We start from the raw sequence: 23,162 nt of genomic DNA, 5'->3' as shown, positions 1-23,162 counted from the left end.
GAGACAAGGATGAAAACGAAACGGGTCGCCGCACTGGCGATGGCATTGGCCGGACCGGCTTGCGCGCAAAGCAGCGTCACGCTGTACGGCATCGTGGATACCGGCGTGTCCTACTACAACCATGCCGCGCACGGCGGGTCGTTCACGGGGATGCCGACACTGACCGGCGAGGTGCCGTCACGCTGGGGCCTGAAGGGCTCGGAGGATCTGGGCGCCGGCTACCAGGCCTTCTTCGTCCTCGAGAACGGCTTCCAGCCCGGCACCGGCGCGCTGAACTACGGCGGCCGCCTGTTCGGACGGCAGGCGAACGTGGGCGTGAGCGGCCCCTTCGGCGCCCTGACGCTCGGCCGCCAGATGAACATGACGATGATCGTGCTGACCAATGCCGACATAATCGGCCCGTCGATTCATTCGATGGCGGATTTCGACTCCTACCTGCCGAACGCGCGCAGCGACAACGCGATCGGTTACAAGGGCACGTTCCGCGGCGTGACGCTCGGCGCCACGTACAGCTTCGGCCGCGATGCGGCCGGGCCGGCCGGGCCGTCGGCAACCGGCTGCGCCGGACAGGTGCCCGGCGACATCGTCGCGTGCCGCCAGTACACGGCGATGATCGCCTACGATGCGAGCAATTTCGGGCTGGCCGCCTCGCACGACGTGATGCGCGGCGGCGGCGGCGCGCTCGCGCCGCTGAACAATCCGGCCTACACCGACACGCGCGACATCGTCGCCGGCTACGTCAGGATCGGCCCCGCGAAACTGGGCGCCGGGTGGATCCGCCGCAACCTCGCGGCGGCCGCACACCTGCAGGCCGACATCATGTTCGCCGGCGGCACGTACTACGCGACACCCTACCTCGCGCTCGACCTTCAGGGCGTGCGCTACCTGCAACGCCGCGAAAACAGCGAAGGCGGCACGAATGCCACGCTGCTCGTCGGCCGCGCGAACTATTTCCTGTCCAAGCGGACGACCGTCTATACGTCGGTGGGCTACATGTTCAACAGTGCCACCGCCGCCAATGCGGTGGCCGCGGGTGGAACGGTCGCGACAGGCAGCAACCAGCTTGGCGTCATGGCCGGGATTCAGCAGAAATTCTGACGCCCCGGGCACCGCCGTTCCGGGCGGCTCGCCGCCGCCCGCGAACCGCGCATGCCGGACGTCAGCCCTCGAGCCGGCAATGCGCCAGCTTCAGCCCCGGCAACACGGGTGCGTCGATATAGCCTTCGTTCACGCAACTGAACCGGAAAGCCGCCGACGTGACGAACGGCTTGATCTCCCCGCCGGGGAATTTCGGTTTCAGCGCATCCTGGTCGGCCACGTCGAAATGCGTATCGAACTGCTCGCCGTCGGCCGTCAGCGCGCCGAAGTACGTGCCGCCCGGGTCGCTGCCCATCCGGATCACGGCGCCGACGAACACGAGGCGCTTGCCGTCGTACTTCGTCTTCGCGGCGGCCATGTCCTGCGTATAGGCCTCGATCACGGCGCCGTAGTGCGCGTCGATCGCGGGCTCGGCGGCCGGCGCGGCGCAGGCGGCCTGGTGAACGCCAGCCAGCGTGGCGCATGCCGCAAGCGCGGCCGCCGCGAATGGTGCGGAAATCTTTTTCAAGGGTGGTCTCCCCGTCAAGCGTGGTGGTTGAAGTGATTGAAGCCCGGCACAACGCCGGATGAATTCGCTTCCGTTGCTTTATTCGTTCGAATGGCGGAACACGGCTGCGATCACTTCACCACCCGCATGGTCGAGTGCGGTGCGCAGCGTCGCGCTGAACGCGACGTGACGGAAAGATGACATGGTGCGGCCCCCGGCTCTCTCATTGAATTTCACTGCTTCTGATTTTGGCCGCTACGGTAGCAGACAGCCGACGGTGCGACAACCCGGGCCCACGCGTTGCCGGCCGCATCATTGCAATTGCAAATGATTCTCATTACATATATCATGTGCTTCCTGATCGCAGCAAAACGCTGCGGCCCGCGACACGATCCTTAGTACTCCGTCCTGCATCGATTCATGCCATCCCGTCGAACGCCCTGCCGCGCCCGGACCCTGCGTCCGTGGCGCACGAGCCTGCCTGCCCTGATCACCCTTTGCGTCGCGAGCGGTGCGCATGCCGATGCCACCGAACGCACCGGCGCCGAACCCGTTGCGCCTGCATCGACACCTGCATCGACACCCGCGACGCCGGCCGAACACGAACTCCCGGCCATCAGCGTCAACGCATCGGCGGCCGTCGATCCGACGATCGGCTATCAGCCGCGCACCACCGGCATCGCGGGCGGCGACGACCGTTCGCTCAAGGAGATTCCGCAATCGGTCGCGGTGGTCAGCAGCAGCGTGATGCAGGACCAGCAGGCGCGCTCGCTCGACGACGTGCTCGGCAACATCAGCGGCGTCACGCAGACCAACACGCTCGGCGGCACGCGCGACGCGTTCATCAAGCGCGGCTTCGGATCGAACAACGACGGCTCCGTGCTCGTCGACGGCGTGCGCACGCCGGTGCTGCACAGCTATCTCGCGACGATCGACCGCGTCGAGGTGCTGAAGGGCCCCGCGTCGCTGCTCTACGGGATGCAGGACCCCGGCGGCGTGATCAACCTCGTCACGCGCAAGCCGGAAGACGCGTTCGGCGGCTCGATCTCCGCATCGCGCACGAGCCACGGCGGCGGCAGCGCGCTGTTCGATCTCACGGGCCCGCTCGGCAAGCCGGGCCAGGTCGCGGGCGGCACGCTCGCGTTCCGGCTGACCGGCGAATACGACACGAGCCGCTACTGGCGCAGCTTCGGCCGCGAACGCAACGCGCTGATCGCGCCCGCGCTGTCGTGGCACGACGCGAGCACGTCGATCGACGTCAGCTACCAGTACGTCGACTACACGACGCCGTTCGATCGCGGCACCGTGCTCGTGAACGGCCAGCTCGACGATGCGCTGCGCTATCGCCGCTACGAAGAGGCGTGGTCGCAAAGCAGCGGCATCCAGGAAACGCTGCGCACGCGCATCGAGCATCGCTTCTCCGACGCATGGCGCGTGCGTGCGACCTACGGCTGGGGCCGCGATCGCTACGATCAAACCATCACGCGCGCCACCGCGTTCAACAGCAAGACCGGCGCGCTGACGCGCTCGTCCGATGCGAACCTCGGGCGCAACGACTCCGACCAGATCGCGACGCTCGGCCTGCTCGGCAACGTGACGCTCGCGGGGATGAACCATGCGATCTACATCGGCGGCGAATACGAGCGGCAGCGCAGCTTCCGCGGCGACACGATCCGCGGCAAGGCGACGACGGGCTTCAATCTCTACGATCCGGTGTACGGCCTGCTCGCGCCGGGCGGCACCGCCAACGCGAAGCAAAGCGATTCGCGCTCGGTGGTGCATGCGTATTCGACGATCGTGCAGGACTCGGTGAAGCTCACCGACCGCCTCACCGCGGTGGGCGGGCTGCGCTGGGAAAACTGGCAGCAGGAATCGGGGATGGGGCGGCCGTTCGTGTTCGCCGACCGCTCGCGCGGCAGCGTCTGGCTGCCGCAGTTCGGGCTCGCGTATGCGCTCACGCCGGCGCTGACCGCGTATGCGAACGTGAGCCGCTCGTTCAAGCCGAACGTCGCGTCGAACGTCGCCGCGCCGCTCGCGCCGGAATACGGCCGCGTGCTCGAGGCCGGGCTGAAGTTCAGCCTGAAGCCGGCGATCACGGGCACGCTCGCGGTCTATCAGATCGACAAGCGCAACGTCGCGGTCACGGTCGGCGACCTCACGTCGACGATCGGCACCGCGCGCTCGCGCGGGATCGAGCTCGACGTCGCCGGGCAGATCACGCGCCACCTGAGCGTGATCGGCAGCTATGCGTATACGAACGCGACCGATCGCGACAGCAACACGCCGCTCGTCAACGTCGCGCGCCACACGGGCAGCCTGTTCGCGGTGTACGACACGGCGATCGCGAACCTGCCCGGCCGCTGGCGCTTCGGCGGCGGCGCACGCCTCGTCGGCGCACGCTCCGGCGATACCGCGAACAGCTTCACGCTGCCCGGCTACGTGAGCGTCGACGCGTTCGCGGCTTACGAAACGACGATCGGCAAGTTCCCGACGCGCGTCCAGCTCAACGTGAAGAACCTGCTCGACAAGACCTACTACCCGTCGAGCAACAACAACCTGATCGTCGCGGTCGGCGAGCCGCGGCTCGTCACGCTGACGACGACGGTGTCGTTCTGATGTCCTGATGCGTGCGTGGGCCGGCTGGCAAGTGGCGGCCCACGCGCATAACACGCGTTAGCGGCCGCTCGTCCAGTGCAGCGGATCGCCCCCTCTCCTCAGCGCAACATCCCGGCCGCTTCGCGATCGCTCGCGGCGAATCCGCGCGCGTGATGCCGGACGACAACGCAGCGACGAAACAGGAACGACGGCGAACCGCCTCGTTGCTCGTTGCTCGCCGCCCACGGCAACGCCGATATCCTCTTGACCAGCGTCCCGCTCGACACCTGACGCCCCCCCCTCCACACGCGTTCCCGGCACCCGCTGCGCCGCCCGCAAAAATGCATCCGAACGATGCAATTCCGCCTGCTCCCGAACCGCATCGCACGCCGTATGATCGCCCCGGCCATTTCCCAAGGCTGTCCAAAGCGCGTCGTCATCTTCCGCTGTTCACGCGCCCCGCCCCAACCACCCAGCGAACATGTCCAACTTCTCACTCATCCTCGTCGTCTCCCTGTTGAGCGCCTTTGGCCTGATCGCGTCCGACGTCTACCTGCCCGCGATGCCGTCGATGGCCCACGCGTTTTCGATCGACACATGGCAGATGCCGCAGACGGTATCGGCTTATCTGATCGCGCTCGCCTGTGCGCAACTGATCTACGGCCCCCTCTCCGATCGATGGGGACGCAAACCCGTGCTGACGGCCGGCATCCTCCTGTACATCCTGGGCTCGCTCGGCTGCGCAAGCGCAGGCGGCTTCGCGAGCTTTCTCGGCTGGCGCGTCCTCGAAGCGCTCGGCGCGGCGTCCGGCCTCGTCATCGGCCGCGCGATCATCGCCGACACCTGCGACAAGCGCGCATCCGCGAAGGTCTACAGCATCGTGTATCCGCTCGTGTCACTGTCTCCGGCGATCGCCCCCGCGCTCGGCGGATATCTGGCGGCGTGGTTCGGGTGGCGGAGCGATTTCATGTTCGTCGCCGCGTTTGGCGGGGTCGCGCTTCTGCTCGTTCAGCTTCTTCTGAAGGAAACGCGGCCGCCCGTCATGCCGGGGCACCATCGCGCCGCGCCGCTGGCCGGCTTCGCCGACGTGCTCGGGGACCACGCATTCATCCGATACACGCTCGTCGTCTGCGCCATCTATTGCGCGTGGTTCGTCTACCTGACGCAGTCGCCGTTCATCTTCTCCGGCCTGGGCCTGTCGGAACAGCAAAGCGGCTGGCTCTATCTGCCGCTGACCGCCGGCATCATTTCCGCCAACATGATCTCGCGCCGCCTGCTCGACCGGATGTCCTACGACGCGATCGTCGCGGCCGGCGTGGGCTGCTTCGTGGCCGGCGGCATCGCGTTCGCGTTGTGCGACTCGTGGCACGTCAAGGGCATCATCGCGATCGTGATGCCGATGTTCGTCGTCAGCCTGTCGAACGGATCGTCGCTGTCGCTCGCCGTGTCGGGCGCCATCGCGAGCGAACCCGGGCGCACGGCCACGGCGTCCGGGCTCGTCGGCTTCTTCCAGATCGGCAGCGCATCGCTCGCGGCCACCGTGTCCAGCGGCCTGCTCGGTACCGGCAGCCACGTGCTGGCGATGGCCATGCCGTTCTTCGCAATCGTCGCGGCGGTCGCGATCGTGCCCCGCTAGTATGCCGCGCGACGCACGCTCTCGATGCGCGAGACCCAGCCCCGTTGAGCACCCGGCCCCGCACCGGCGACATCCCGGCCGCTATCGATAGCGGTCGAACGACGCAGCAATCCCGGCGGTGACGGCCCGGACGCGCGCCGTCCGGTTCAGATCCGTATGCGACACGAGCCAGACCTGATACGGCACGGCTCGCGCCCGGTCGGGCCAGATTCGCACGAGCGAATCGTCTTCCTGCGCCATATACACGGGGAGTTCGCCTATGCCGATGCCCGACCGGATCGACGTTGCAAGCATCAGGCTCGAACTCACTTGCGCAACGATGCGCCCACGCTCCATCGACTCGCCGCACAGCGTATCGCCCTGATTGGACGTGATGGCGGGCTGATAGACGACCAGGTCATGCCCTTCGAAAGCGGACCCGATCGCGGGCGCGCCATGTGCATCCAGATACTCGCGGCTCGCGAACAGCCCGACCTCCCACTCGGCCAGCTTCCGGCGGACGAGATCGGGGTTTTCCGGCATCACGGTTCGAATCGCGAGATCCGCATCGCGCCGGGTCAGGTTCAGCACCTGCACGGACGTCGTCAGGATCACGTTGATTGCCGGGCATGTCCGTCGCAACGACCGTATCGCGGGCAGGACGAAATCCATCGCGAGGGAATCGGTCGTCGTCACCCGGACCTCGCCTTCCAGCCGATCGTCCGAGCCGTGGACGCGACGCTCGAAGTCGCTCGCCGCTTGCTCCATCGCTTCCGCGGCCTGCAGCGAATGCTCGCCGATCTGCGTCACGACATAGCCGGACGACGTCTTGAGAAACAGCTTCGCGCCCAGCGCCTTCTCCAGCGCCGTCAGTCGTCGCCCCACGGTGGCCTGATCGACATCGAGAATGGCCGCGGCGTCGCGCAGCGTCCCGGCGCGATGAACTGCCAGAAAAACGCGGGCATCGTCCCAGTTCATGGATAACGTTCTCTCTCGGTAAAGCATGTGTGCATGCCTGGAGGGGCAATTATACAAGTCGGCCTCCTGCTCCCCACACCACATAATCAGTCATCCGTATCAATATTCAGGTCAACTCACCGGTCGAAACCGGAACCGTCCGCTGGAAGGCCCGCAACGCCCCGGCGATCCGAAAATGGCCGGTGAAATATTCGAACCGACGGTCGTTGCACCGATCGCACCGCCCCCGTCCTCCCGTCCAATCATCAGACCCTCGAATATCTCCCATCCAATATCGCGATTTCCGGGATCTGGCGCGCGCCGCTAGACTGGCTACGCATTCGCGACGCCGAATCGCCGCACGGCAACGCGACACGCCCCCCCACAAAAACGATTCCGGGAGATAAGCCATGTCCGACCGGCAGGCGCGCCGAGGCGCGCTCAAGACACTCGGCCTCGCGGCCGGCACCGCGCTGCTCGCCGCCGCGCGTCCCGCTCACGCCGCCACGCCTGAAACCGGCGCACTGCTGCCCGGCGGCGCCATGCACCTCGCCGACCTCACGCGCCGCCTCGCGGCCGCACCGAGACGACGCGACTTCAAGACAGTGCCGATGATCCTCGAACGCTCCGACCAGTGGGATCACGCGGCACTCGCCGAAGTGACCGGCTACCGCGGCGGCCCGAAGCAGGTATGGGACAACACCGAGCTCGGCGGCCCGTGGCTGAACCTGATGCGCAATTCGCTGAACGCGCAGATCTGGTCGTACCGTCATCCGGATTTCCTCGTCGTATCGGCCACGCACGGCAGCGCGCATCTCGCGCTGTTCGACCAGGCCGCGTGGGACAAATACGGCCTCGCGAAATTCGCCGGCGCCGCGTTCCCGACCAACACGCTGCTCGACGCGAAGCCCGCGCAATCGAAGGGCGCGCAAGACCACGAGATGCCCGACGGCGCGTTCTCGTCGCACGACAACAGCCTCGCCGCGCTGCAGCAGCGCGGCGTCGTGTTCCTGTCGTGCCACAACGCGATCTGGGAACTCGCGGAACGTCTCGACGGCGCGAACGCAAATCCCGACAAGCTGCCGCTCGACGCGCTCGCGGCCGACCTCACCAACCACGTGATCCCGTCGGCGATCGTCACGCCGGGCGCGGTCGGCACGCTGCCCGAACTGCAGCAGGCCGGCTTCACGTACGCAAAATGAGCCCCGCGATGACATCGATCCCCATGCAACCACCATCGCACCGCCGTCGGCGCACGCTGCGCGCCGTGCTGGCCGCGTGGCTCTGCTGCGCGTCGGCACTCTCGCTCGCCGCGCCCGCCGACACCGCCACGAACATCTTTCCGCCGTGGCAGGACGGCCGCAACAACGACGCGACGCACCGTGGCCTCGAATTCACGGTGCCGCAGGTCGACGTGCTCGCCGATTTCCACGGCGACCTCACCGCGCCGAAGCTCGTGCTGTTCGTCGGCGGCAACTACTTCTTCGCGATGGCGCCGCTCGTCGCGAAGTTCGAGGAAGACCATCCCGAGTACCGCGGCCGCATCTACTGGGAGACGATCCCGCCCGGCCTCCTCGTGAAGCAGATCCACGCGGGCGGCACGATCACCGTCGGCAACATGACATGGACGGTCAAGCCCGACGCGTATTTCGCGGGGCTCGGCAAGATCAACGGGCTGATCGCGGACGGCACGCTCGCCGGCCCGGCCGTGCCCTACGTGACGAACCAGCTGACGATCATGGTGCGCGCAGGCAATCCGAAGCGCATCGCGTCGCTGAACGACCTCGCGCGGCCCGACGTGCAGCTTGCAATGCCCAATCCGGAATTCGAAGGCGTCGCGCGGCAGATCCGCGCGTCGCTCGTGAAGGCCGGCGGCGACACGCTCGCGCATACCGTCTACGACGAAAAGGTGCGCACCGGCACGACCGAGCTCACGCACATCCACCATCGGGAAACCGCGCTGTTCCTGATGCAGGGTCGCGCGGACGCGGGCGTGCTGTGGCAATCCGAAGCGGCGTTCCAGGAACAGGTCGGGCATCCGCTGATGCACATCGACATTCCGGCCGAGCAGAATACGACGGCGATCTATGCGGGGGCGATGGTGAAGGACGCGCCGCATCCGGAGGCCGCGCGCACGTGGCTCGCGTTCATCCGGTCGCCGGAAGCGTTCCGGATTTTCCAGCGCTACGGCTTCGGCCGATACGATGCGGCGACACCGGCGCAGCACCTCGCGCCGGAGCAGAAGCAGCCCGACGCGGGCTGATTGCGCGGCCGCGCCGGCAGTCCGGCGGCGCACATGCGACCGACAACAAGGAGGGGACACGTGAACGATACGGTGGACACACCACGACGCCGGTTCGCGCCGCTGCTGCTCGCTGCGGCCGCACTGCTGGCCGGCCACGCGCGCGCGGACGACGCGACGCTCGGCAAGACGATCGCCACACAGGGCACGGCGACGGGCGTCGCCGCCTGCATCGGCTGCCACGGCAGCCAGGGCGAAGGCAACGCGGCGGCCGGCTTCCCGCGCCTCGCGGGTACCCACGCCGCGTATCTGTCCGCGCAGCTTGCCGCTTTCGCGGACGGCAGCCGCCAGAATCCGGTCATGCAGCCGCTCTCGAAACTGCTGACGGCGCACGAGCGCGATGCGGTATCCGCGTACTTCGCGAGCCTGCCCGCGCCGGCCGGCATCGTCGCCGCCGACGACACGTCGATCGACCCGGCGAACACCGGCGCGTGGCTCGCGACGCGCGGACGCTGGTCGCAGGGCCTGCCCGCGTGCGCCCAATGCCACGGCCCCGGGGGGCTCGGCGTGGGCACCGCGTTTCCGCCGCTCGCGGGCCAGCCCGCCGCGTACATCGCCGGCCAGTTGAACGGCTGGAAACACGGCACGCGCCCGCCCGGACCGATGGCGCTGATGCCGGCGATCGCCGGCAAGCTGTCCGACGCCGACATCGACGCGGTGGCCGCCTACTACGCGCGCGGCGGCGCCGCTCAAGGAGACAAGCGATGATCGACCGCACGACGCTGATCCGCCGCACGCGCGCAGCCCTGCTCGGCGCGGCCTGGATGCCCGCGCTCGCGTTCGCGGCCGCCCCGCAGGACGCACCGGCCGCCGCCTCCGCACCCACGCCTGCCACAGCGGTGACGGCAGCCAGGCCGTTCGCGCCGCCCGCCGAGTCCGCGATACCCGCCGACGAGTTCGGCAAGACCGTGAAGCTCGGCGAGCAGATCTTCCTGCACACGCCCGAGTTCGCGGGCAAGTACGTCGGCAACAAGCTGACCTGCGCGAGCTGCCACCTCGACGCGGGCCGGCGGCCCGATTCGAGCCCGATGTGGGCCGCGTACCTGCTGTATCCGGCGTACCGCAGCAAGAACGGCCACGTGAACACGTTCGCCGAGCGCCTGCAGGGCTGCTTCCGCTACAGCATGAACGGCAAGGCGCCGCCGGCCGGCGACCCGGTCCTCGTCGCGCTCGAAACCTATTCGTACTGGCTGGCGAAGGGCGCGCCGGTCGGCACGAAGCTGCCGGGGCAGGGTTTCCTGAAACTGCCGCCGCCCGCGCAGAAGGCCGACTATGCGCGCGGCGCCGCCGTCTACACGCAGCACTGCGCGCTGTGCCATGGTACGGACGGCCAGGGGCAGTCGAGCGGCGGCAACGCGGTCTTCCCGGCGCTGTGGGGCGCGCGTTCGTTCAACTGGGGCGCGGGGATGGGCGACATCCGCAACGCGGCCGGCTTCATCAAGGCCAACATGCCGCTCGGGCTCGGCGGCACGCTGACCGATCAGGAAGCGTGGGACGTCGCGACCTTCATGGACAGCCACGAACGTCCGCAAGACCCGCGCTTCACGGGCTCGGTGCAGGACACGCGCGCGAAGTTCCACGATTCGCCCGATTCGATGTACGGGCTGAGCGTGAACGGGCGCGTGCTCGGCGCGCCGTGATGCGAGCGCCGTGCAGGCCATCCGGCCCGCACGGCCCGCGCGTTCACGGATGCCAGCGATACACGACGATGCTCGATCCGTTGTAGTTGTCCTTGGTAATCACGTACTCGCCGGTCGAGCGCAGGTACGCACGCACGCCGTACATCGAGTCGACGTCGTTGCCGACGTCCATCGCCGACGTGTTCGAATTCGTCAGCGTCGTGACGAGCGCTCCGGTGTTCAGGTCGAACACGTCGATGTTCGGCACCGTATGCACGTAGCCGACGAACAGGTAGTGGCCGGCCGCCGCGATCGATTTCGGGTTCGCGCTCGTCAGGTTGATCACCGGGTTCGGTGCGCTCGTGTTGCCGTTCTTCCAGCCGTGATAGACCTCGATGTGCCCGTTCATCGCGGTCCAGTCCCAATTGCCCGCGAGGCCCTGCGCGAGGATCATCGTGTCGCTGTCGGCCTGGTAGATGATGCGCGTGACCGGCGCCACGGTGCTCGGCACGGCCGTCGTCGTCGGCTTGCCCCATGACGGTTTGCCGGTCGCGTCGAAGCCCGTCATCGGGTAGCGGGAAATCACGTTCGATCCGTTCAGCCCGGCCCACACGTCGCCGTTGCCGTCGATGTCGAAACCGGCCGTCACCTGCAGTGTCGTGTTGAACGGCTTGCCCGGGAGCGAGCCGGCCGGAATCGCGATATAGCCGCTCGCGGCGTTGAAGTAATAGAAGTTGAAGTTGCCCGGGTTCTGGCCCGACGCGACGAGAATCCGGTTGCCGCCGACCGTCACGAGCTGGCCGAAGTGCTGGCCGCGCTGGTAGTCGTTCATGTCGAGGCGCGGGTCCTTCGGATAGGTGAACGGGTCGACCGTGTTCGCGACGAACGTGCCGCCCGCCGACCCCGTATACACGTTGTTGCCGCTGTAGAACAACGTGCCGTCCGTCACGGGATCGGGCGCGGCGATCCCCTCGAAGTTCAGCGCCTGCAGCTTCCATTGCAGCGCGCCCGTCGGGCCGTACGAATGAAGGTCCGTGCTGCCGTTGCGGCCGAGATCCCAGCCGCCGCCCCACGCGTTGTTCAGCACGTACAGGTTGCCGGCCGAATCCTTGCCGAGCGCGGCGACGCGCGTGAAGCGCTTGTCGCCCACCTGCCCCTTGATGCCCGTCGTCGTGTCGAGATAGCCGCCCTGCACGCCGAACGAGCCGACCTGCACCGGCAGGCCGGGAAGCCCGCTGTAGACCTTGATGTTCATGTCGGGCCCTGCGTCGCCGACCATCAACCGGCCCATCGACGCATCGAAGTACAGCGACGCCGGCTGTGCGCCGGCCGCCATCTGGAGCGTGTTCATCGCCGTACCGGTCGCGCTGAACTGCGCGACGACGCCCGCACTCTTGCGCGCGACCCACAGGTTGCCGGCCGCATCGAGCGCCAGCGCGCCGGGGCCCGTTACGCCGATGTCGCGCTGCCACACGCCGTCGGTCGTATAGACGCGCACGCGGTTGCCGTAGAAGTCGCTCACGTACAGCAGGTTGCCGCCCGTCGCGAGGCCCGTGATCACGTCCGCGTACTGGATGCCCGTCCACGTGCTGACCGGGATGCGCAGGTCGCGCTGGTTCGTGCTTCGGTTGTAGCGGCCCACCGAGCCGCTGCCGAACGTGCGGTTGTAGCCGAGCGCGACGAACAGCGACGTCGAATTGCCGGTGATCGCCCCGCCCTGGAATTCGTCGTGGATGCCGATCGTGCCGAGCGGCTGGCCGTTCTGGTAGATCGCGACGCCGCCCGCGTTCTCGTCCCAGCGCGACGCCGTGTAGATCACGCCCTCCGGCGCGACCCACATCGAGCGCGCGCCGTTGCCGACGTGTTGGGCCAGCGTGCCGTACGTGTTCGCGAGCCAGTCGGTCGAGTATTGCACCTGCGCGTGACTCGCCGGCGCCAGCATCGCCATGCACATTCCCAGCAACGCCGCGCGAATTTGTTTCATTGACATGAATAATGCTCCCAGACGATCAATGGTCGACACTGTAAATCGCGGCGCATGAAATATTGGTGATTCCGGAAAAATCGCATTCGCCGTTTCACCGAATTATTCACTCCGTGCTTTTTGCCGTCCGGCGCTTTTTCGTCAACGATGGTCAAACTCGCCCAACCACGCTGCAAAGGCCTGCCGGCCTGCGATTTCAGCGCCTTCTCCCGGCATTTTCTTCCGAATTACCCAATGCGAACGCGTCATTTTTTCTGATATGCCCGCATTGCCTTTCATTACCCGGAAATCACTTCAATTATTACAAATTGAAATTCAAATGAAAGAGAAAAAATATTATCCGGCGCAATCGTTTTTTGGCGATTGGGCGTATCGAAGCGGGAGGGGAAAAAGGAGTGCGGCGGGGAAAGCCGCGCGCCGGCGGGACCGGCACGCGAACGCGATCGTTCAGTTGGCCTGGTCGAGCGTCGGGCCGTCCCAGCCGTCGACGTATTTCGGCAACGCATCGACGACGTCGATCACGCGTTGCCGGTAGAACAGGTGCATCGTCGGCTGCAGGTCGCCGGGCAGTTGCCCGCCGTGCGCACGCGCGGCCAGGCTGTTCGGCACGACGCGCATGCCGAGCCGGTTCGTCCCGAACACGATCTCGCCGCACGACGCGCACCACGTGCGCGACATCGACTTCGACGGATGCGGGAACGTCGCGTTGCCGCCGCCGATCGCCACCTGCTCCGGCGGCCACGCGGTCGCGGACAGCATTGGCGTGCCGTAGAAATCGCGGCAGGTCGCGCAATGGCAGTTTGCGCGCGCCGCCGGCTCGCCGCGCAGCGTGACGGTGACGGCACCGCACAGGCAGCGCGCGGAATGCGTTCGGGTCATGTCGTCTCCTCGAGGAACAGGGGCGATAGTATGGGAGGCCCGCATCGGCTGCGGGCCCCGTTGCGACCGCAACGACCGTGGCGTCAGAACTTCTGGCGCAGCCCGAGGCTCACGATCGCCTGCGAGCGCGAATCGGACGAGTGGCCGTTCGCCTTGTCGGACACCGACGCGGTCGCGGCCACCGGCCGGCCGAGCGCGTCGAGCGTCATGCCCGATGCATGCTGGTACGCGCCGAGCAGGTACACGCTGGTGCGCTTCGACAGGTCGTAGACGGCGCCGAGCGTGACGTTGTGATACTGCGCGCGGTCGTCCACGCCGTCGACGTCGCTGCCGCGCGTGTAGCTGTAGCCCGCGAACAGTTGCGTCTGCGGCCGCACGTTCCAGCGCGTGAACACGCCCGCGACGTTGAACGTCGCGTGGCCGGTGAACAGCGACTGGCCGCCGCTGCGGTACTGCACGTTGCTGTAGTTCACGCCGACGACGGCCGGGCCGAAGTCGTACGTCGCGCCCGTCGCGATGACCTGCTGCGATTGCGCGCTCGCATAGCCTTCGTTGATCGACGAGTTGAACAGGCCATCGTCGGTACTCTGCCATTTTCCGGCCGTCGGGTCGGTCGCGCCCGTCTTGCTGTTGTCCGAGCGCTCGTAGCCGACGCCGACGCGCAGCGGGCCCGCCGCGTACGCCGCGCCGACGCTCCACGTGTTGCGCTGCTTCATGCTGCCCGGCTGGCCGCCGAAGCCGTACAGCGCGCCGAACGTGAAGCCCGAGTAATTGGCGCTCGTGTACTTGATCGAGCTGTCGACGCGCGCGGTCTGGTCGAGATCGTCGATGTCGCCCGGATGCGCGCCGAAGCCGCCGATGAACGACGACGGGCCGACCGGGCTCACGAAGTCGTCGAGCGACGTGTACTGGCGGCCGAGCGTGACCGAGCCGTAGCGGTCGCTGCCGATGCCGACGAACGCCTGGCGGCCGAACTGGCGGCCGCCCTGGCCCGACGTGCCGTTCGTGATGTCGAAGCCGTTCTCCAGGACGAACAGCGCGCGCATCCCGCCGCCGAGATCCTCGGAACCCTTGATGCCCCAGCGGCTGCCGGACAGGTTGCCGGTCGTCAGCCCGACGCTCGAATGGCCCGTGTACGCGCCCGCCGAGCCCACCCGTTCGTTGCTGCGATAGGTCACGCCCGCGTCGACGATGCCGTACAGCGTGACGGAGCTTTGCGCGGACGCGATGCCCGCGAGCGAGAGCAGCAGCGGGGCTGCGATCAGTTGCTTGTTCATGATTGTCGTGTCTCCGGGCGGTGAACCCGTTGTTCTGGCTGGCTGTTGCGAGTAGCGCGCGCGGGCGGCGAGATCCGCCGGCGGTGCGAGGCCGGCGGCGTCCGCGCGACGTCGCGGCGGGTATGCCCGCTGCGGCCGCCATCGTAATTGGAACCGGTTCCGATCGAAAGCGGAATAATGAAAACAGTTTCTTGCCAAAATTGAGATAGTCGAAAACGCGGCCGTCGTCGCGGCTGTCGCGCCTGTACAGCGCGGGCTGGCGCACCCGATAATCGAACCCGCGCCTTCCCTCGGGAGTTCCGTCATGCGTGAAACGACCCTGCTGATCTTCGCCGCCGTCGCGTTCGTCGGCATCGCGACACCCGGCCCGACCGTGCTGCTCGCGCTGACCAACGGCTCGCGCTACGGCGTGCGCCGCGCGTCCTACGGCTTCGCGGGCGCGATGCTGTCCGACTTCGTGCTGATCGTCGCGGTCGCGCTCGGCCTTGGCGCGCTACTGATGGCGTCGGCGTTCTGGTTCTCGGTGGTGAAGTGGCTCGGCGCCGCGTATCTCGCCTATGTCGGGATCCGGCTGCTGACGTCGAAGGGTTCGCTCGACGTCGCCGCCGCGCACGGCGGCGCGGCGCCCGAGCGCAACGCATCGATCTTCGCGAAGAGCTTCCTGACCGCGGTGACGAACCCGAAGGGCTATCTGTTCTTCTCCGCGTTCCTGCCGCAGTTCCTCGATCCGTCCGCGCCGCTCGCGCCGCAATACGTCGCGCTCGCGGTCACGTTCGCGCTGCTCGACGGCGTCGTGATGCTCGGCTACGCGCTGCTCGGCGCACGCGCGGTGCGGCTGCTGAAGCGCTCGGGCGCGCTGTGGCTCGAACGCACGTGCGGCGCGATGCTGCTCGCGCTCGCCGGTTCGCTGGCGCTGTACCGGCGTCATGCGACGTAGGCGCGGGTTCCGGTTCCGATGAGAATCGACTCGCCGCCCCGCTCCGGTTTCCCGGGCCTGTCGCTCAGGCAACTCGAACGCGCGGATCTCGACGCGTGGTACGCGTACCTGTCGAACCCCGACGTCGTCCGCCACACGAGCTGGAACCTGCGCTCGCCCGACGATCTGCGGCCGCTGTTCGACGCCATCGAATCGGCCGATCCGGATTCGGTCCGGCGTCTTGCGATCGTCGACACCGCATCGGGCGCGCTCGCCGGGACGATCGGGCTGCATACGGTGTCCACCGCGAACCGCTCGGCGGAGATTGCATACGATCTCGCGCCGGCGCACTGGGGGCGCGGCATCGCGAGCGCGCTGTGCGCGGCCGTCACCGCGTGGGCGTTCGCGGACGGCGGCTTCATGCGCATCCAGGGCGTCGTGCTGATCAGCAACGCGGGCTCCGCGCGCGTGCTGCAGAAGTGCGGCTACCGCTACGAAGGGCTGTTGCGCGCGTACCGGATGGTACGCGGCACGCCGGGCGATTTCGCGCTGTACGCGCGCCTCGCGACCGACTGACGCGCAACCCGCGGCGTCACGTGAAGCCGCTCACGGCTTCGCATGCGCCCGATTGGACGGCCCGCGCCGAATTGGCGACAATCGCCGTTCCCCTCATCGACGCTCCACCATGAAAATCGCCGCGCTCTCCGACATCCACGGCAACCTCGCCGCGCTCGACGCGGTGCTCGACGACGTCCGCCGCCGCGGCGCCGACGTGATCGTCAATCTCGGCGACATCGTGTCGGGCGCGCTCCATCCGGCCGAGACGGCCGACCGCCTGATCGCGCTCGACCTGCCGACCGTCAGGGGCAATCACGAACGGCAACTGCTCACCGGCGATCGGGAGTCGATGCGGCTGTCGGATCGCTGGGCGCACGACACGCTGCGCGCCGATCATCTCGACTGGATCGCCGCGCTGCCCGAACGCATGACGCTCGGCGACGACGTGCTGATGGTGCACGGCACGCCGGCCAGCGACCTCATCTATTTCCTCGAGACGGTCACGCCCGACGGCTGCCGCGCGGCCACGTCCGATGAAATCGCGCAGCGCGCGGGCGGCACGGCGGCGTCGCTGATCCTGTGCGGCCACACGCACGTGCCGCGCACCGCGAAGCTCGCCGACGGCCGGCTGATCGTCAATCCGGGCAGCGTCGGGCTGCAGGCCTACGAGGACGACCTGCCGCATCCGCACCGGATCGAAACGGGCTCGCCGCATGCGCGCTACGCGATGGTGTCGCGCACGGCAGCCGGCTGGAACGTCGAATTCCATGCGGTCGAATACGACTGGCACACGGCCGCCGCCACCGCGGCATCGCGCGGGCGCGACGACTGGACCGTCGCGCTGCGCACCGGCCGGTGCTGACACGCCCGCCCCCGCTTCGTTGACAGGAAAACCACACCGCCATGCCCGTTCCGTCGCAACTGCTCTTCCTGCCCGGCGCATCGGGCAGCACCGCCTTCTGGCAACCGCTGGCCGGCCTGCTGACGCATCCGGCCGAGCGACGGATCGTCGCCTATCCGGGCTTCGGCGACACGCCGCGCGATCCGGCCGTCGACGATTTCGACAGCCTCGTCAGTCATGTGCTTGAAACGATCGACCGGCCGACCGCCGTGATCGCGCAATCGATGGGCGGCGTGATCGCGATGCGCGCGGCGCTCGACAAGCCGGGCCTCGTCACGCATCTGGTGCTGACGGTCACGTCCGGCGGCCTCGACATGGAAGGGCTCGGCGCGCAGGACTGGCGCACCGGTTTCGCGGCAGCCAACCCGCGGCTTCCCGACTGGTTCATGACGTTCCGCGCCGACCTGTCGCAGGACATCGGCCGCATCGCGCAGCCGACGCTGCTGCTGTGGGGCGACGACGATCCGGTCAGCCCCGTCGCGGCCGGCCGGCGCCTGCTCGAACGGTTGCCCGATGCGCAATTGCATGTCGTGCCGGGCGGCCGGCACGATCTCGCGGCCGTGCATGCACCCACGCTCGCACCGCTCGTCGATGTGCACCTGCAGCGCATCTGATCTCGCACGCTTCAGCTTCAGCTTCAGCTTCGGCTTCGGCACAAACCCGAAACCGCGACGCTCACGCGCCGCGTCGCGTCACGCCGCATTCCTGAGCGTGAGCCTCGCCTCCAGCCCGCCGCCGTCCGGCCGGTTGTTCAGCATGAGCGTGCCGCCCATCGCGAGCGCGAGTTGCCGCGCGATTGCCAGGCCGAGCCCCGTGCCGCCCGTCTCGCGGTTGCGCGACGTCTCCACGCGCCGGAACGGCTCGAACACCGCGTCGAGCTGATCGTCCGGAATGCCGGGCCCGCGGTCGAGCACCGCAATCACCGCGCCGCCGTCCGGCGCGGCCTGCACGTCGATCTCGGCCGCGCCCGAGAACTTCAGCGCGTTGTCGACGAGATTGCCGACGATGCGGCGCAGCGCCTTCGGCCGCGTGACGAGCGCGAGCGGCGTGCGGCTGTGCAGCGCGACGTCCTGCCCCGCATCCGTGTAGTCGCACACGATGCTGTCGAGCAGCGCATCGAGATCGATGCGGCGCGCGGCCTCCTCGGTGCCGTGCAGCGTCCGCGCATACGCGACGCCCTCCTTCACCAGATGCTCCATCTCGAGCAGGTCCTGGCGCAGCTTCGCGCCCTGCACGTCGTCGTCCATCACGTCGACGCGCAACCGCATCCGCGTGATCGGCGTCTGCAGGTCGTGCGAGATCGATGCGAGGATCTGCATGCGCTCGGCCATGTACTGCGCGATGCGGTCCTGCATCGCGTTGAATGCCCGCGCGGCGCGCGCGACTTCCGACGGCCCGCCCTCGTTCAGGCGCTCGCCCTTCAGGTCGGGGCCGAGCGCGTCGGCGGCCTGCGCGAGCTGCTTGAGCGGCCGTGTCGCGAGCCGCACCGCGAGCCAGCAGCACGCGGCCAGCACCGCGAGCTGCAGCACGAGCACGACCGGCAGCCAGCCCGACAGCGGCACCGTCGACATCGGATGGATGTCGATCGTCAGCGGCGACCCGTCGGTCAGCCGCAGATGCACCTGCAGATGTTCGCGGTCGCCGGGGATCGCGTTCGCGGTGAGCGGGTAGTCGCCGCCGATGCCGTCGGAAATCGACCGCTCGACGCGCGCCGACAGCCGCGCTTCCGGCGGCGTGCCGGTCTCGCCGGGCCCGAGGATGAACGTATAGCTGCGCCGCGCGAGGCGCGGCAGCCAAGCGGCCCGCTCGGCGGGCGGCAGGTGGTCGAGCAGCGCGACCGTACTCGCGACCTCGCGCTCGATGTAGCCCATCATCAGGTTGGTGGTCGCCTGGTCACGCTCGGTCACGGTAAGCCAGAACGACAGCGTCTGCGCGAGCGCGAGGCCCACGCACAGGATCAGCGCGAGCCGCGCGAACAGCGAGCGCGGCCAGTGCCACGGCATGCGCGCGCTCATGGCGTACCGTCGACGGCGGTCACGGCCGACGAGAACACATAGCCCTCGTTGCGCAGCGTCTTGATGTAGCGCGGTTCGCGCGCGCCGTCGCGCAGCCGCTGGCGCAGCCGGCTCACGAGCAGGTCGATCGACCGGTCGAACGGGTCCGACTGCCGCCCCTGCGTGAGATTGAGCAACTGGTCGCGCGTCAGCACGCGCTGCGGGTTGTCGAGGAAGACCCGCAGCAGCCGGTATTCGGCGCCGCTCAGCGCGACCAGCGTGCCCTCGGCGTCGAGCAGGTGGCGCCCGGTCGTGTCGAGCCGCCATTCGCCGAACGCGAGCAGCTCGGCCGTTTCCGTCACCTGCATGCCGGGTGGCAGCATGCGCGCGCGGCGCAGCACCGAGCGGATCCGCGCGAGCAGCTCGCGTACCGCGAACGGCTTGGCCAGATAGTCGTCGGCGCCCATCTCGAGGCCGATGATGCGGTCGGTTTCCTCGCCGCGTGCAGTCAGCATCAGCACGGGCACCGTGCGGAACCTGCCGGCGCGCAGGTCGCGGCACAGCGAGAGGCCGTCCTCGCCGGGCATCATCAGGTCGAGCACGATCAGGTCGGGCGCGCCGTCGTCCAGCACGTTGCGCATCTCGCGGCCGTTCGCGGCCAGCGACACGCGCATGCCGTTCTTCTCCAGGTAGTCCGCGATCAGTTCGCGGATCGCGCGATCGTCGTCGACGATCAGCACGTGATCGATCTTGTCCATGAGTCGTTGTCGGTGTCGTGGTTCGGGCTGGATGTCCGCTGTTATACCGCACGGCGGGCTCGCGTTTGTATCCCAATGTATCGCGCCGCCGTGGCGACACACAACATTGCATACGCGCGGCTTGCCGGACACATCGCGGATACGTCGGCGCAGCCTAATGGGGCCTGTCGAAACCCGTCCGGCCGCCGCCCCCGAGCGGCGGCCTCCCGCTCAGGAGAACGCCATGCTGCCCCGACTCAAGACCGCTGCCCTCGTCATCGCCCTCGCCGCCACGGCCGGGCTCGCCGCCTTCGCCGGCACCCGCGACGACGCAAGCATGCAGGCCTCGGTGGCCGGCATGCTTGCGCCCGATTTCACCGGCATCGACCGCTGGCACAACAGCGCGCCGCTGACGCTGGGCCAGTTGCACGGCAAGGTCGTGCTCGTCGATTTCTGGACGTACTCGTGCATCAACTGCATTCATACGATTCCCTACGTGAACGACTGGTACCGGAAGTATCGCGACCAGGGGCTCGTCGTGGTCGGCGTGCATACGCCCGAATATCCGTTCGAACGCGACGCGGGCAACGTCGCCGATGCGATCAAGCGCTTCGGCATCCAGTATCCGGTCGCGCAGGACAACCGCTACGACACGTGGCGCGCGTACGGCAACCAGTACTGGCCCGCGCTGTACCTGATCGATGCGAACGGGAAGGTTATCTATACGCGCTATGGCGAAGGCGGGTACGACAAGACCGAGGCGGCGATCCGCGGTGCGCTCGCGCAGGCGGGAGAAGGAATGAAGGGAACGACACGCACGCAGTAAGCTGCCTGCGCGCGGGCATGGCCCCCGCCCTCGCCCGCGCGTGTCTGCATGTCTCGTGCGCTCACTCGCGCTTCGCGTCGGCTGCCGCCAGCATCGCTTCGCCGATCGCAAGATTCCCGCCCGCGACCAGCGCGTCGCCCGCACCGCGGATATCGGCTTCGGCCTTGTTCTGCCCGAGCTTGCGCTTGCCGACCAGCCGCGTGATCTCGATCTGCAGCCCGACGATCGACTGCAGCATCGTGTCGAGATAATCCTTCGGCGCATCGCCCATCTTCCACGGCACCGGCTGCGACGCCTCGTGCGTGCGCGTCAGCCGGGCGACCAAGCCGCGCACGAATTTCTCGTCGTCGCGCACCGTGATGCGGCCATGCGCATGCACGACCACGTAGTTCCACGTCGGCACCTGCCGGTGCGCCGCATGCTTGCTCGGATACCAGTTCGGCGAGATGTATGCGTCGCCGGCACGGAAGATCACGAGCACCTCGTCGCCGTCCGCGATGTCCTGCCAGACCGGATTCGCGCGCGCGACGTGCGCGTGCAGCTCGCCGAGCCCGCCATCGTCGGGCAGCAGTTCGAACGGGATGTGATTCGCGTCGAGCCCGCTCTTGCCATGCGTGATCAGGCTGCCGAACGGATGCTGCACGATCAGCTCGCGCAGCGCGTCGGGGTCGGGCTCGTTGAAATCGGCGGGGACGTACATGTCGGCTCCACGGTCGTGCAGGGGTTGAAATGGCGCGGGCGCGGGCCCGTCGTCCGCCGATTGTGATCCCAAACTGGTTTATTCTGTAGAGCCGGATTGGAACAATTTCAGCAGACCAGAATCATGGCAAGAACGGCCCGGATCGTCGAAATCCCGTCGCTCGGCGCGCTCGACCGCGCGGCCGGCGACCTGAGCCGCCAGCTCGCGCAGGCGCTGCGCGAAGCCGTGCGCCGCGGCGACGTCCGTCCGGGCGACACGCTGCCGTCCACAAGGTTGCTGGCGGCGGCGCTGCAGGTTGCGCGCGGCACCGTCGTCGATGCGTATGCGCAGCTCATCGCCGAAGGCTTCCTCGAATCGCGCGGCGGCGCGGGCACGCGGGTCGCGAACGCGCTCGCGGAGCCACCGCCCGTCGACGCCCCGGAACCGCCCGCCCGACGCCGGCGCTCGCCGCGCGCCGGGCTGCCCGAACCGGCCGCCACCTTCGCGCGAATCGCCACCGAATTCCGGCCGCTGCCGGCCACGCCGTTCGCAATCTCGGTGCCGGTCGGCCTCACCGCGCCCGACGACATCTGGCGCCGGCTCGGCAACCGGCTGCGCGCGCGCGGCGCCGGCGCGCCGTCCGGCTATGCCGATCCGCAAGGCGCGCTGCCGCTGCGCGAGGCGATCGCCGACTACGTGCGCCGGTCGCGCTCGGTGCGCTGCCATGCCGACCAGGTCGTGATCACGAGCGGCACGCAGCAGGGGCTGCATCTCGCGAGCCAGGTGCTGCTCGGCGCGGACGACCAGGCGTGGGTCGAGAATCCGGCCTATCGCGGCATCACCGCGCTGCTCGAAAGCACCGGGCGGCGCGGCGCGATGGTGCGGGTGCCCGTCGACGCCGACGGCCTCGACGTCGACGCGGGCATCCGCATCGCGCCGCATGCGCGTGCCGCGTTCGTCACGCCGTCGCACCAGTACCCGCTCGGCATGCCGCTGAGCATGGCGCGGCGCAACGCGCTGCTCGCGTGGGCGCGCGCGCATCGCGCGTGGGTGGTCGAGGACGATTACGACAGCGAGCTGCGCTACGAGGGCTATCCGTTCCCGTCGTTGCAGGGTCTCGACCCCGACCGCGTGATCTATCTCGGCACGTTCAGCAAGATCCTGTTTCCGTCGCTGCGGCTCGGCTACGTGATCGCGCCCGACGATCTCGTGCCCGCGTTCTGCGGCGCGCGCGTGCTGATGGATCGCCATGCGCCGACCGCCGACCAGCACGTGCTGGCCGCGTTCATCGCGGAAGGCCATCTCGACCGCCACATCCGCCGCGTCCGCGGCGTGTATGCGGAACAGCGCGCACTGCTGATCGACACGCTCGGCGCGCGGCTGCCGCGCGAACGCGCGTGGGTGCAGCCGGGCGACCAGGGGATGCACGTCGTGCTGTGGCTTGCGGAAGGAATCGACGATCTCGACGTGGTCGCGCGCGCGGCGCAGGCCGGCGTCGCGGTGCGCGCGGTGTCGCCGATGTTCGCGCCGGGCACGGCCCGCCCGGGGCTCGTGCTCGGCTTCGGCGGGTTCGGGCGGGCGCAGATGGAGGCGGCCGCGCAGCGGCTCGCGGACGTGGTTTCGTCAGCGGAATCGCGGCCGCACGCGCCGTAAAAGGTTGTCGGCGGGCAACAAACGTAATCGTCTGTAAATCCTGCAAGCAAACGGCCGTTTCAGCCGCCGGCGAACGTGTGTCGTT

General features: G+C 68.3%; 21 protein-coding genes. 13 read left to right on the top strand and 8 right to left on the bottom strand.

What is annotated here, in order from left to right:
• The first annotated feature begins 9 nt into the window (after window positions 1-9).
• Window positions 10-1,098, top strand: a complete 1,089-nt coding sequence (locus tag BFF94_RS30125) for a porin (RefSeq protein WP_128843157.1) — start codon at window positions 10-12, stop codon at window positions 1,096-1,098.
• 61 nt (window positions 1,099-1,159) lie between these two features.
• On the opposite strand, the gene BFF94_RS30120 is transcribed toward BFF94_RS30125, so the two are convergent.
• The gene (locus BFF94_RS30120; protein WP_128843158.1) at window positions 1,160-1,606 is read right to left on the bottom strand and encodes a hypothetical protein; all 447 of its coding nucleotides are present in this window, start codon (window positions 1,604-1,606) and stop codon (window positions 1,160-1,162) included.
• Window positions 1,607-2,005: 399 nt separating this feature from the next.
• Between BFF94_RS30120 and BFF94_RS30115 the strand changes: the two genes are divergently transcribed.
• The gene (locus BFF94_RS30115) at window positions 2,006-4,201 is read left to right on the top strand and encodes a TonB-dependent siderophore receptor (protein WP_128843159.1); all 2,196 of its coding nucleotides are present in this window, start codon (window positions 2,006-2,008) and stop codon (window positions 4,199-4,201) included.
• Between the two features lie 460 nt (window positions 4,202-4,661).
• Window positions 4,662-5,816 carry a multidrug effflux MFS transporter gene (locus tag BFF94_RS30110; RefSeq protein WP_128843160.1) on the top strand — a complete coding sequence of 385 codons (1,155 nt, stop codon included), beginning with the start codon at window positions 4,662-4,664 and terminating at the stop codon, window positions 5,814-5,816.
• 81 nt (window positions 5,817-5,897) lie between these two features.
• Here the strand turns inward: BFF94_RS30110 and BFF94_RS30105 are convergent, their stop codons facing one another.
• Complete coding sequence (locus BFF94_RS30105; protein ID WP_128843165.1) at window positions 5,898-6,773, bottom strand: LysR family transcriptional regulator; 876 nt, start codon at window positions 6,771-6,773, stop codon at window positions 5,898-5,900.
• Between the two features lie 389 nt (window positions 6,774-7,162).
• Here BFF94_RS30105 and tetH point away from each other — a divergent pair, with 389 nt between their 5' ends.
• From tetH to BFF94_RS30085, 4 genes are read left to right on the top strand one after another with little or no spacing between them, the layout of a single operon-like run.
• Window positions 7,163-7,954 carry a thiosulfate dehydrogenase gene (gene tetH, locus BFF94_RS30100; protein ID WP_128843161.1) on the top strand — a complete coding sequence of 264 codons (792 nt, stop codon included), beginning with the start codon at window positions 7,163-7,165 and terminating at the stop codon, window positions 7,952-7,954.
• A gap of 8 nt (window positions 7,955-7,962) precedes the next feature.
• Window positions 7,963-9,015, top strand: coding sequence for a molybdate ABC transporter substrate-binding protein (locus BFF94_RS30095; RefSeq protein WP_128843162.1), 1,053 nt, complete (start codon window positions 7,963-7,965; stop codon window positions 9,013-9,015).
• A gap of 60 nt (window positions 9,016-9,075) precedes the next feature.
• The gene (locus BFF94_RS30090; protein WP_219140159.1) at window positions 9,076-9,762 is read left to right on the top strand and encodes a c-type cytochrome; all 687 of its coding nucleotides are present in this window, start codon (window positions 9,076-9,078) and stop codon (window positions 9,760-9,762) included.
• Window positions 9,759-10,694 (top strand): c-type cytochrome, encoded by a 936-nt coding sequence (locus BFF94_RS30085; RefSeq protein WP_219140158.1) that lies wholly within the window; start codon window positions 9,759-9,761, stop codon window positions 10,692-10,694. Before BFF94_RS30090 ends, BFF94_RS30085 begins: the two co-directional genes overlap by 4 nt.
• A 43-nt stretch (window positions 10,695-10,737) precedes the next feature.
• Here the strand turns inward: BFF94_RS30085 and BFF94_RS30080 are convergent, their stop codons facing one another.
• The 3 genes from BFF94_RS30080 to BFF94_RS30070 all read right to left on the bottom strand — a co-directional run bounded on the left by BFF94_RS30080 (window position 10,738) and on the right by BFF94_RS30070 (window position 14,813).
• Window positions 10,738-12,663 carry an NHL repeat-containing protein gene (locus BFF94_RS30080; RefSeq protein WP_128843095.1) on the bottom strand — a complete coding sequence of 642 codons (1,926 nt, stop codon included), beginning with the start codon at window positions 12,661-12,663 and terminating at the stop codon, window positions 10,738-10,740.
• A gap of 441 nt (window positions 12,664-13,104) precedes the next feature.
• Window positions 13,105-13,536 carry a GFA family protein gene (locus BFF94_RS30075; RefSeq protein WP_128843096.1) on the bottom strand — a complete coding sequence of 144 codons (432 nt, stop codon included), beginning with the start codon at window positions 13,534-13,536 and terminating at the stop codon, window positions 13,105-13,107.
• An 83-nt stretch (window positions 13,537-13,619) separates the two neighbouring features.
• The gene (locus tag BFF94_RS30070) at window positions 13,620-14,813 is read right to left on the bottom strand and encodes a porin (protein WP_128843097.1); all 1,194 of its coding nucleotides are present in this window, start codon (window positions 14,811-14,813) and stop codon (window positions 13,620-13,622) included.
• A gap of 304 nt (window positions 14,814-15,117) precedes the next feature.
• Here BFF94_RS30070 and BFF94_RS30065 point away from each other — a divergent pair, with 304 nt between their 5' ends.
• The 4 genes from BFF94_RS30065 (at window position 15,118) to BFF94_RS30050 (ending at window position 17,802) form a co-directional block, all read left to right on the top strand.
• Window positions 15,118-15,750 (top strand): LysE family translocator, encoded by a 633-nt coding sequence (locus BFF94_RS30065; RefSeq protein ID WP_128843099.1) that lies wholly within the window; start codon window positions 15,118-15,120, stop codon window positions 15,748-15,750.
• An 18-nt stretch (window positions 15,751-15,768) separates the two neighbouring features.
• Window positions 15,769-16,305, top strand: a complete 537-nt coding sequence (locus BFF94_RS30060) for a GNAT family N-acetyltransferase (protein WP_128843100.1) — start codon at window positions 15,769-15,771, stop codon at window positions 16,303-16,305.
• 109 nt (window positions 16,306-16,414) lie between these two features.
• On the top strand, window positions 16,415-17,149 hold the full coding sequence (locus BFF94_RS30055) for a metallophosphoesterase family protein (RefSeq protein WP_128843101.1): 735 nt from the start codon (window positions 16,415-16,417) through the stop codon (window positions 17,147-17,149).
• A gap of 41 nt (window positions 17,150-17,190) precedes the next feature.
• The gene (locus BFF94_RS30050) at window positions 17,191-17,802 is read left to right on the top strand and encodes an alpha/beta fold hydrolase (RefSeq protein ID WP_128843102.1); all 612 of its coding nucleotides are present in this window, start codon (window positions 17,191-17,193) and stop codon (window positions 17,800-17,802) included.
• A 78-nt stretch (window positions 17,803-17,880) separates the two neighbouring features.
• Here the strand turns inward: BFF94_RS30050 and BFF94_RS30045 are convergent, their stop codons facing one another.
• Both BFF94_RS30045 and BFF94_RS30040 read right to left on the bottom strand, forming a co-directional pair.
• Entirely contained in the window at window positions 17,881-19,203 is a 1,323-nt protein-coding gene (locus BFF94_RS30045; RefSeq protein WP_219140157.1) for an ATP-binding protein, read from the bottom strand.
• Window positions 19,200-19,940, bottom strand: coding sequence for a response regulator (locus tag BFF94_RS30040; RefSeq protein ID WP_128843104.1), 741 nt, complete (start codon window positions 19,938-19,940; stop codon window positions 19,200-19,202). Before BFF94_RS30040 ends, BFF94_RS30045 begins: the two co-directional genes overlap by 4 nt.
• Before the next feature lie 223 nt (window positions 19,941-20,163).
• On the opposite strand from BFF94_RS30040, the gene BFF94_RS30035 reads away from it, so the two are divergent.
• A complete protein-coding gene (locus tag BFF94_RS30035) occupies window positions 20,164-20,745 on the top strand; it encodes a thioredoxin family protein (protein ID WP_128843105.1) in 582 nt (193 codons plus the stop codon).
• Window positions 20,746-20,806: 61 nt separating this feature from the next.
• Here BFF94_RS30035 and BFF94_RS30030 read toward each other — a convergent pair whose 3' ends face one another.
• Window positions 20,807-21,445, bottom strand: a complete 639-nt coding sequence (locus BFF94_RS30030) for an FMN-binding negative transcriptional regulator (protein WP_128843106.1) — start codon at window positions 21,443-21,445, stop codon at window positions 20,807-20,809.
• A 123-nt stretch (window positions 21,446-21,568) separates the two neighbouring features.
• Between BFF94_RS30030 and pdxR the strand changes: the two genes are divergently transcribed.
• On the top strand, window positions 21,569-23,077 hold the full coding sequence (gene pdxR / locus BFF94_RS30025) for a MocR-like pyridoxine biosynthesis transcription factor PdxR (protein ID WP_219140156.1): 1,509 nt from the start codon (window positions 21,569-21,571) through the stop codon (window positions 23,075-23,077).
• Window positions 23,078-23,162: the final 85 nt, after the last annotated feature.

The organism is Burkholderia catarinensis (assembly GCF_001883705.2).
In the GTDB taxonomy this organism is placed as follows: domain Bacteria; phylum Pseudomonadota; class Gammaproteobacteria; order Burkholderiales; family Burkholderiaceae; genus Burkholderia; species Burkholderia catarinensis.
Note: the sequence above shows the minus strand (reverse complement) of the source record. Positions and strands in the feature narration are given on the sequence as shown.

Bases quoted from the DNA above. Each gene is read 5' to 3' on its own strand.
- BFF94_RS30125 (WP_128843157.1), top strand. From the start codon at position 10: ATGAAAACGAAACGGGTCGCCGCACTGGCGATGGCATTGGCCGGACCG.
- BFF94_RS30115 (WP_128843159.1), top strand. From the start codon at position 2,006: ATGCCATCCCGTCGAACGCCCTGCCGCGCCCGGACCCTGCGTCCGTGG.
- BFF94_RS30110 (WP_128843160.1), top strand. From the start codon at position 4,662: ATGTCCAACTTCTCACTCATCCTCGTCGTCTCCCTGTTGAGCGCCTTT.
- BFF94_RS30105 (WP_128843165.1), bottom strand. From the start codon at position 6,773: ATGAACTGGGACGATGCCCGCGTTTTTCTGGCAGTTCATCGCGCCGGG.
- tetH (WP_128843161.1), top strand. From the start codon at position 7,163: ATGTCCGACCGGCAGGCGCGCCGAGGCGCGCTCAAGACACTCGGCCTC.
- BFF94_RS30095 (WP_128843162.1), top strand. From the start codon at position 7,963: ATGACATCGATCCCCATGCAACCACCATCGCACCGCCGTCGGCGCACG.
- BFF94_RS30085 (WP_219140158.1), top strand. From the start codon at position 9,759: ATGATCGACCGCACGACGCTGATCCGCCGCACGCGCGCAGCCCTGCTC.
- BFF94_RS30080 (WP_128843095.1), bottom strand. From the start codon at position 12,663: ATGTCAATGAAACAAATTCGCGCGGCGTTGCTGGGAATGTGCATGGCG.
- BFF94_RS30075 (WP_128843096.1), bottom strand. From the start codon at position 13,536: ATGACCCGAACGCATTCCGCGCGCTGCCTGTGCGGTGCCGTCACCGTC.
- BFF94_RS30070 (WP_128843097.1), bottom strand. From the start codon at position 14,813: ATGAACAAGCAACTGATCGCAGCCCCGCTGCTGCTCTCGCTCGCGGGC.
- BFF94_RS30065 (WP_128843099.1), top strand. From the start codon at position 15,118: ATGCGTGAAACGACCCTGCTGATCTTCGCCGCCGTCGCGTTCGTCGGC.
- BFF94_RS30060 (WP_128843100.1), top strand. From the start codon at position 15,769: ATGAGAATCGACTCGCCGCCCCGCTCCGGTTTCCCGGGCCTGTCGCTC.
- BFF94_RS30055 (WP_128843101.1), top strand. From the start codon at position 16,415: ATGAAAATCGCCGCGCTCTCCGACATCCACGGCAACCTCGCCGCGCTC.
- BFF94_RS30050 (WP_128843102.1), top strand. From the start codon at position 17,191: ATGCCCGTTCCGTCGCAACTGCTCTTCCTGCCCGGCGCATCGGGCAGC.
- BFF94_RS30045 (WP_219140157.1), bottom strand. From the start codon at position 19,203: ATGAGCGCGCGCATGCCGTGGCACTGGCCGCGCTCGCTGTTCGCGCGG.
- BFF94_RS30040 (WP_128843104.1), bottom strand. From the start codon at position 19,940: ATGGACAAGATCGATCACGTGCTGATCGTCGACGACGATCGCGCGATC.
- BFF94_RS30035 (WP_128843105.1), top strand. From the start codon at position 20,164: ATGCTGCCCCGACTCAAGACCGCTGCCCTCGTCATCGCCCTCGCCGCC.
- BFF94_RS30030 (WP_128843106.1), bottom strand. From the start codon at position 21,445: ATGTACGTCCCCGCCGATTTCAACGAGCCCGACCCCGACGCGCTGCGC.
- pdxR (WP_219140156.1), top strand. From the start codon at position 21,569: ATGGCAAGAACGGCCCGGATCGTCGAAATCCCGTCGCTCGGCGCGCTC.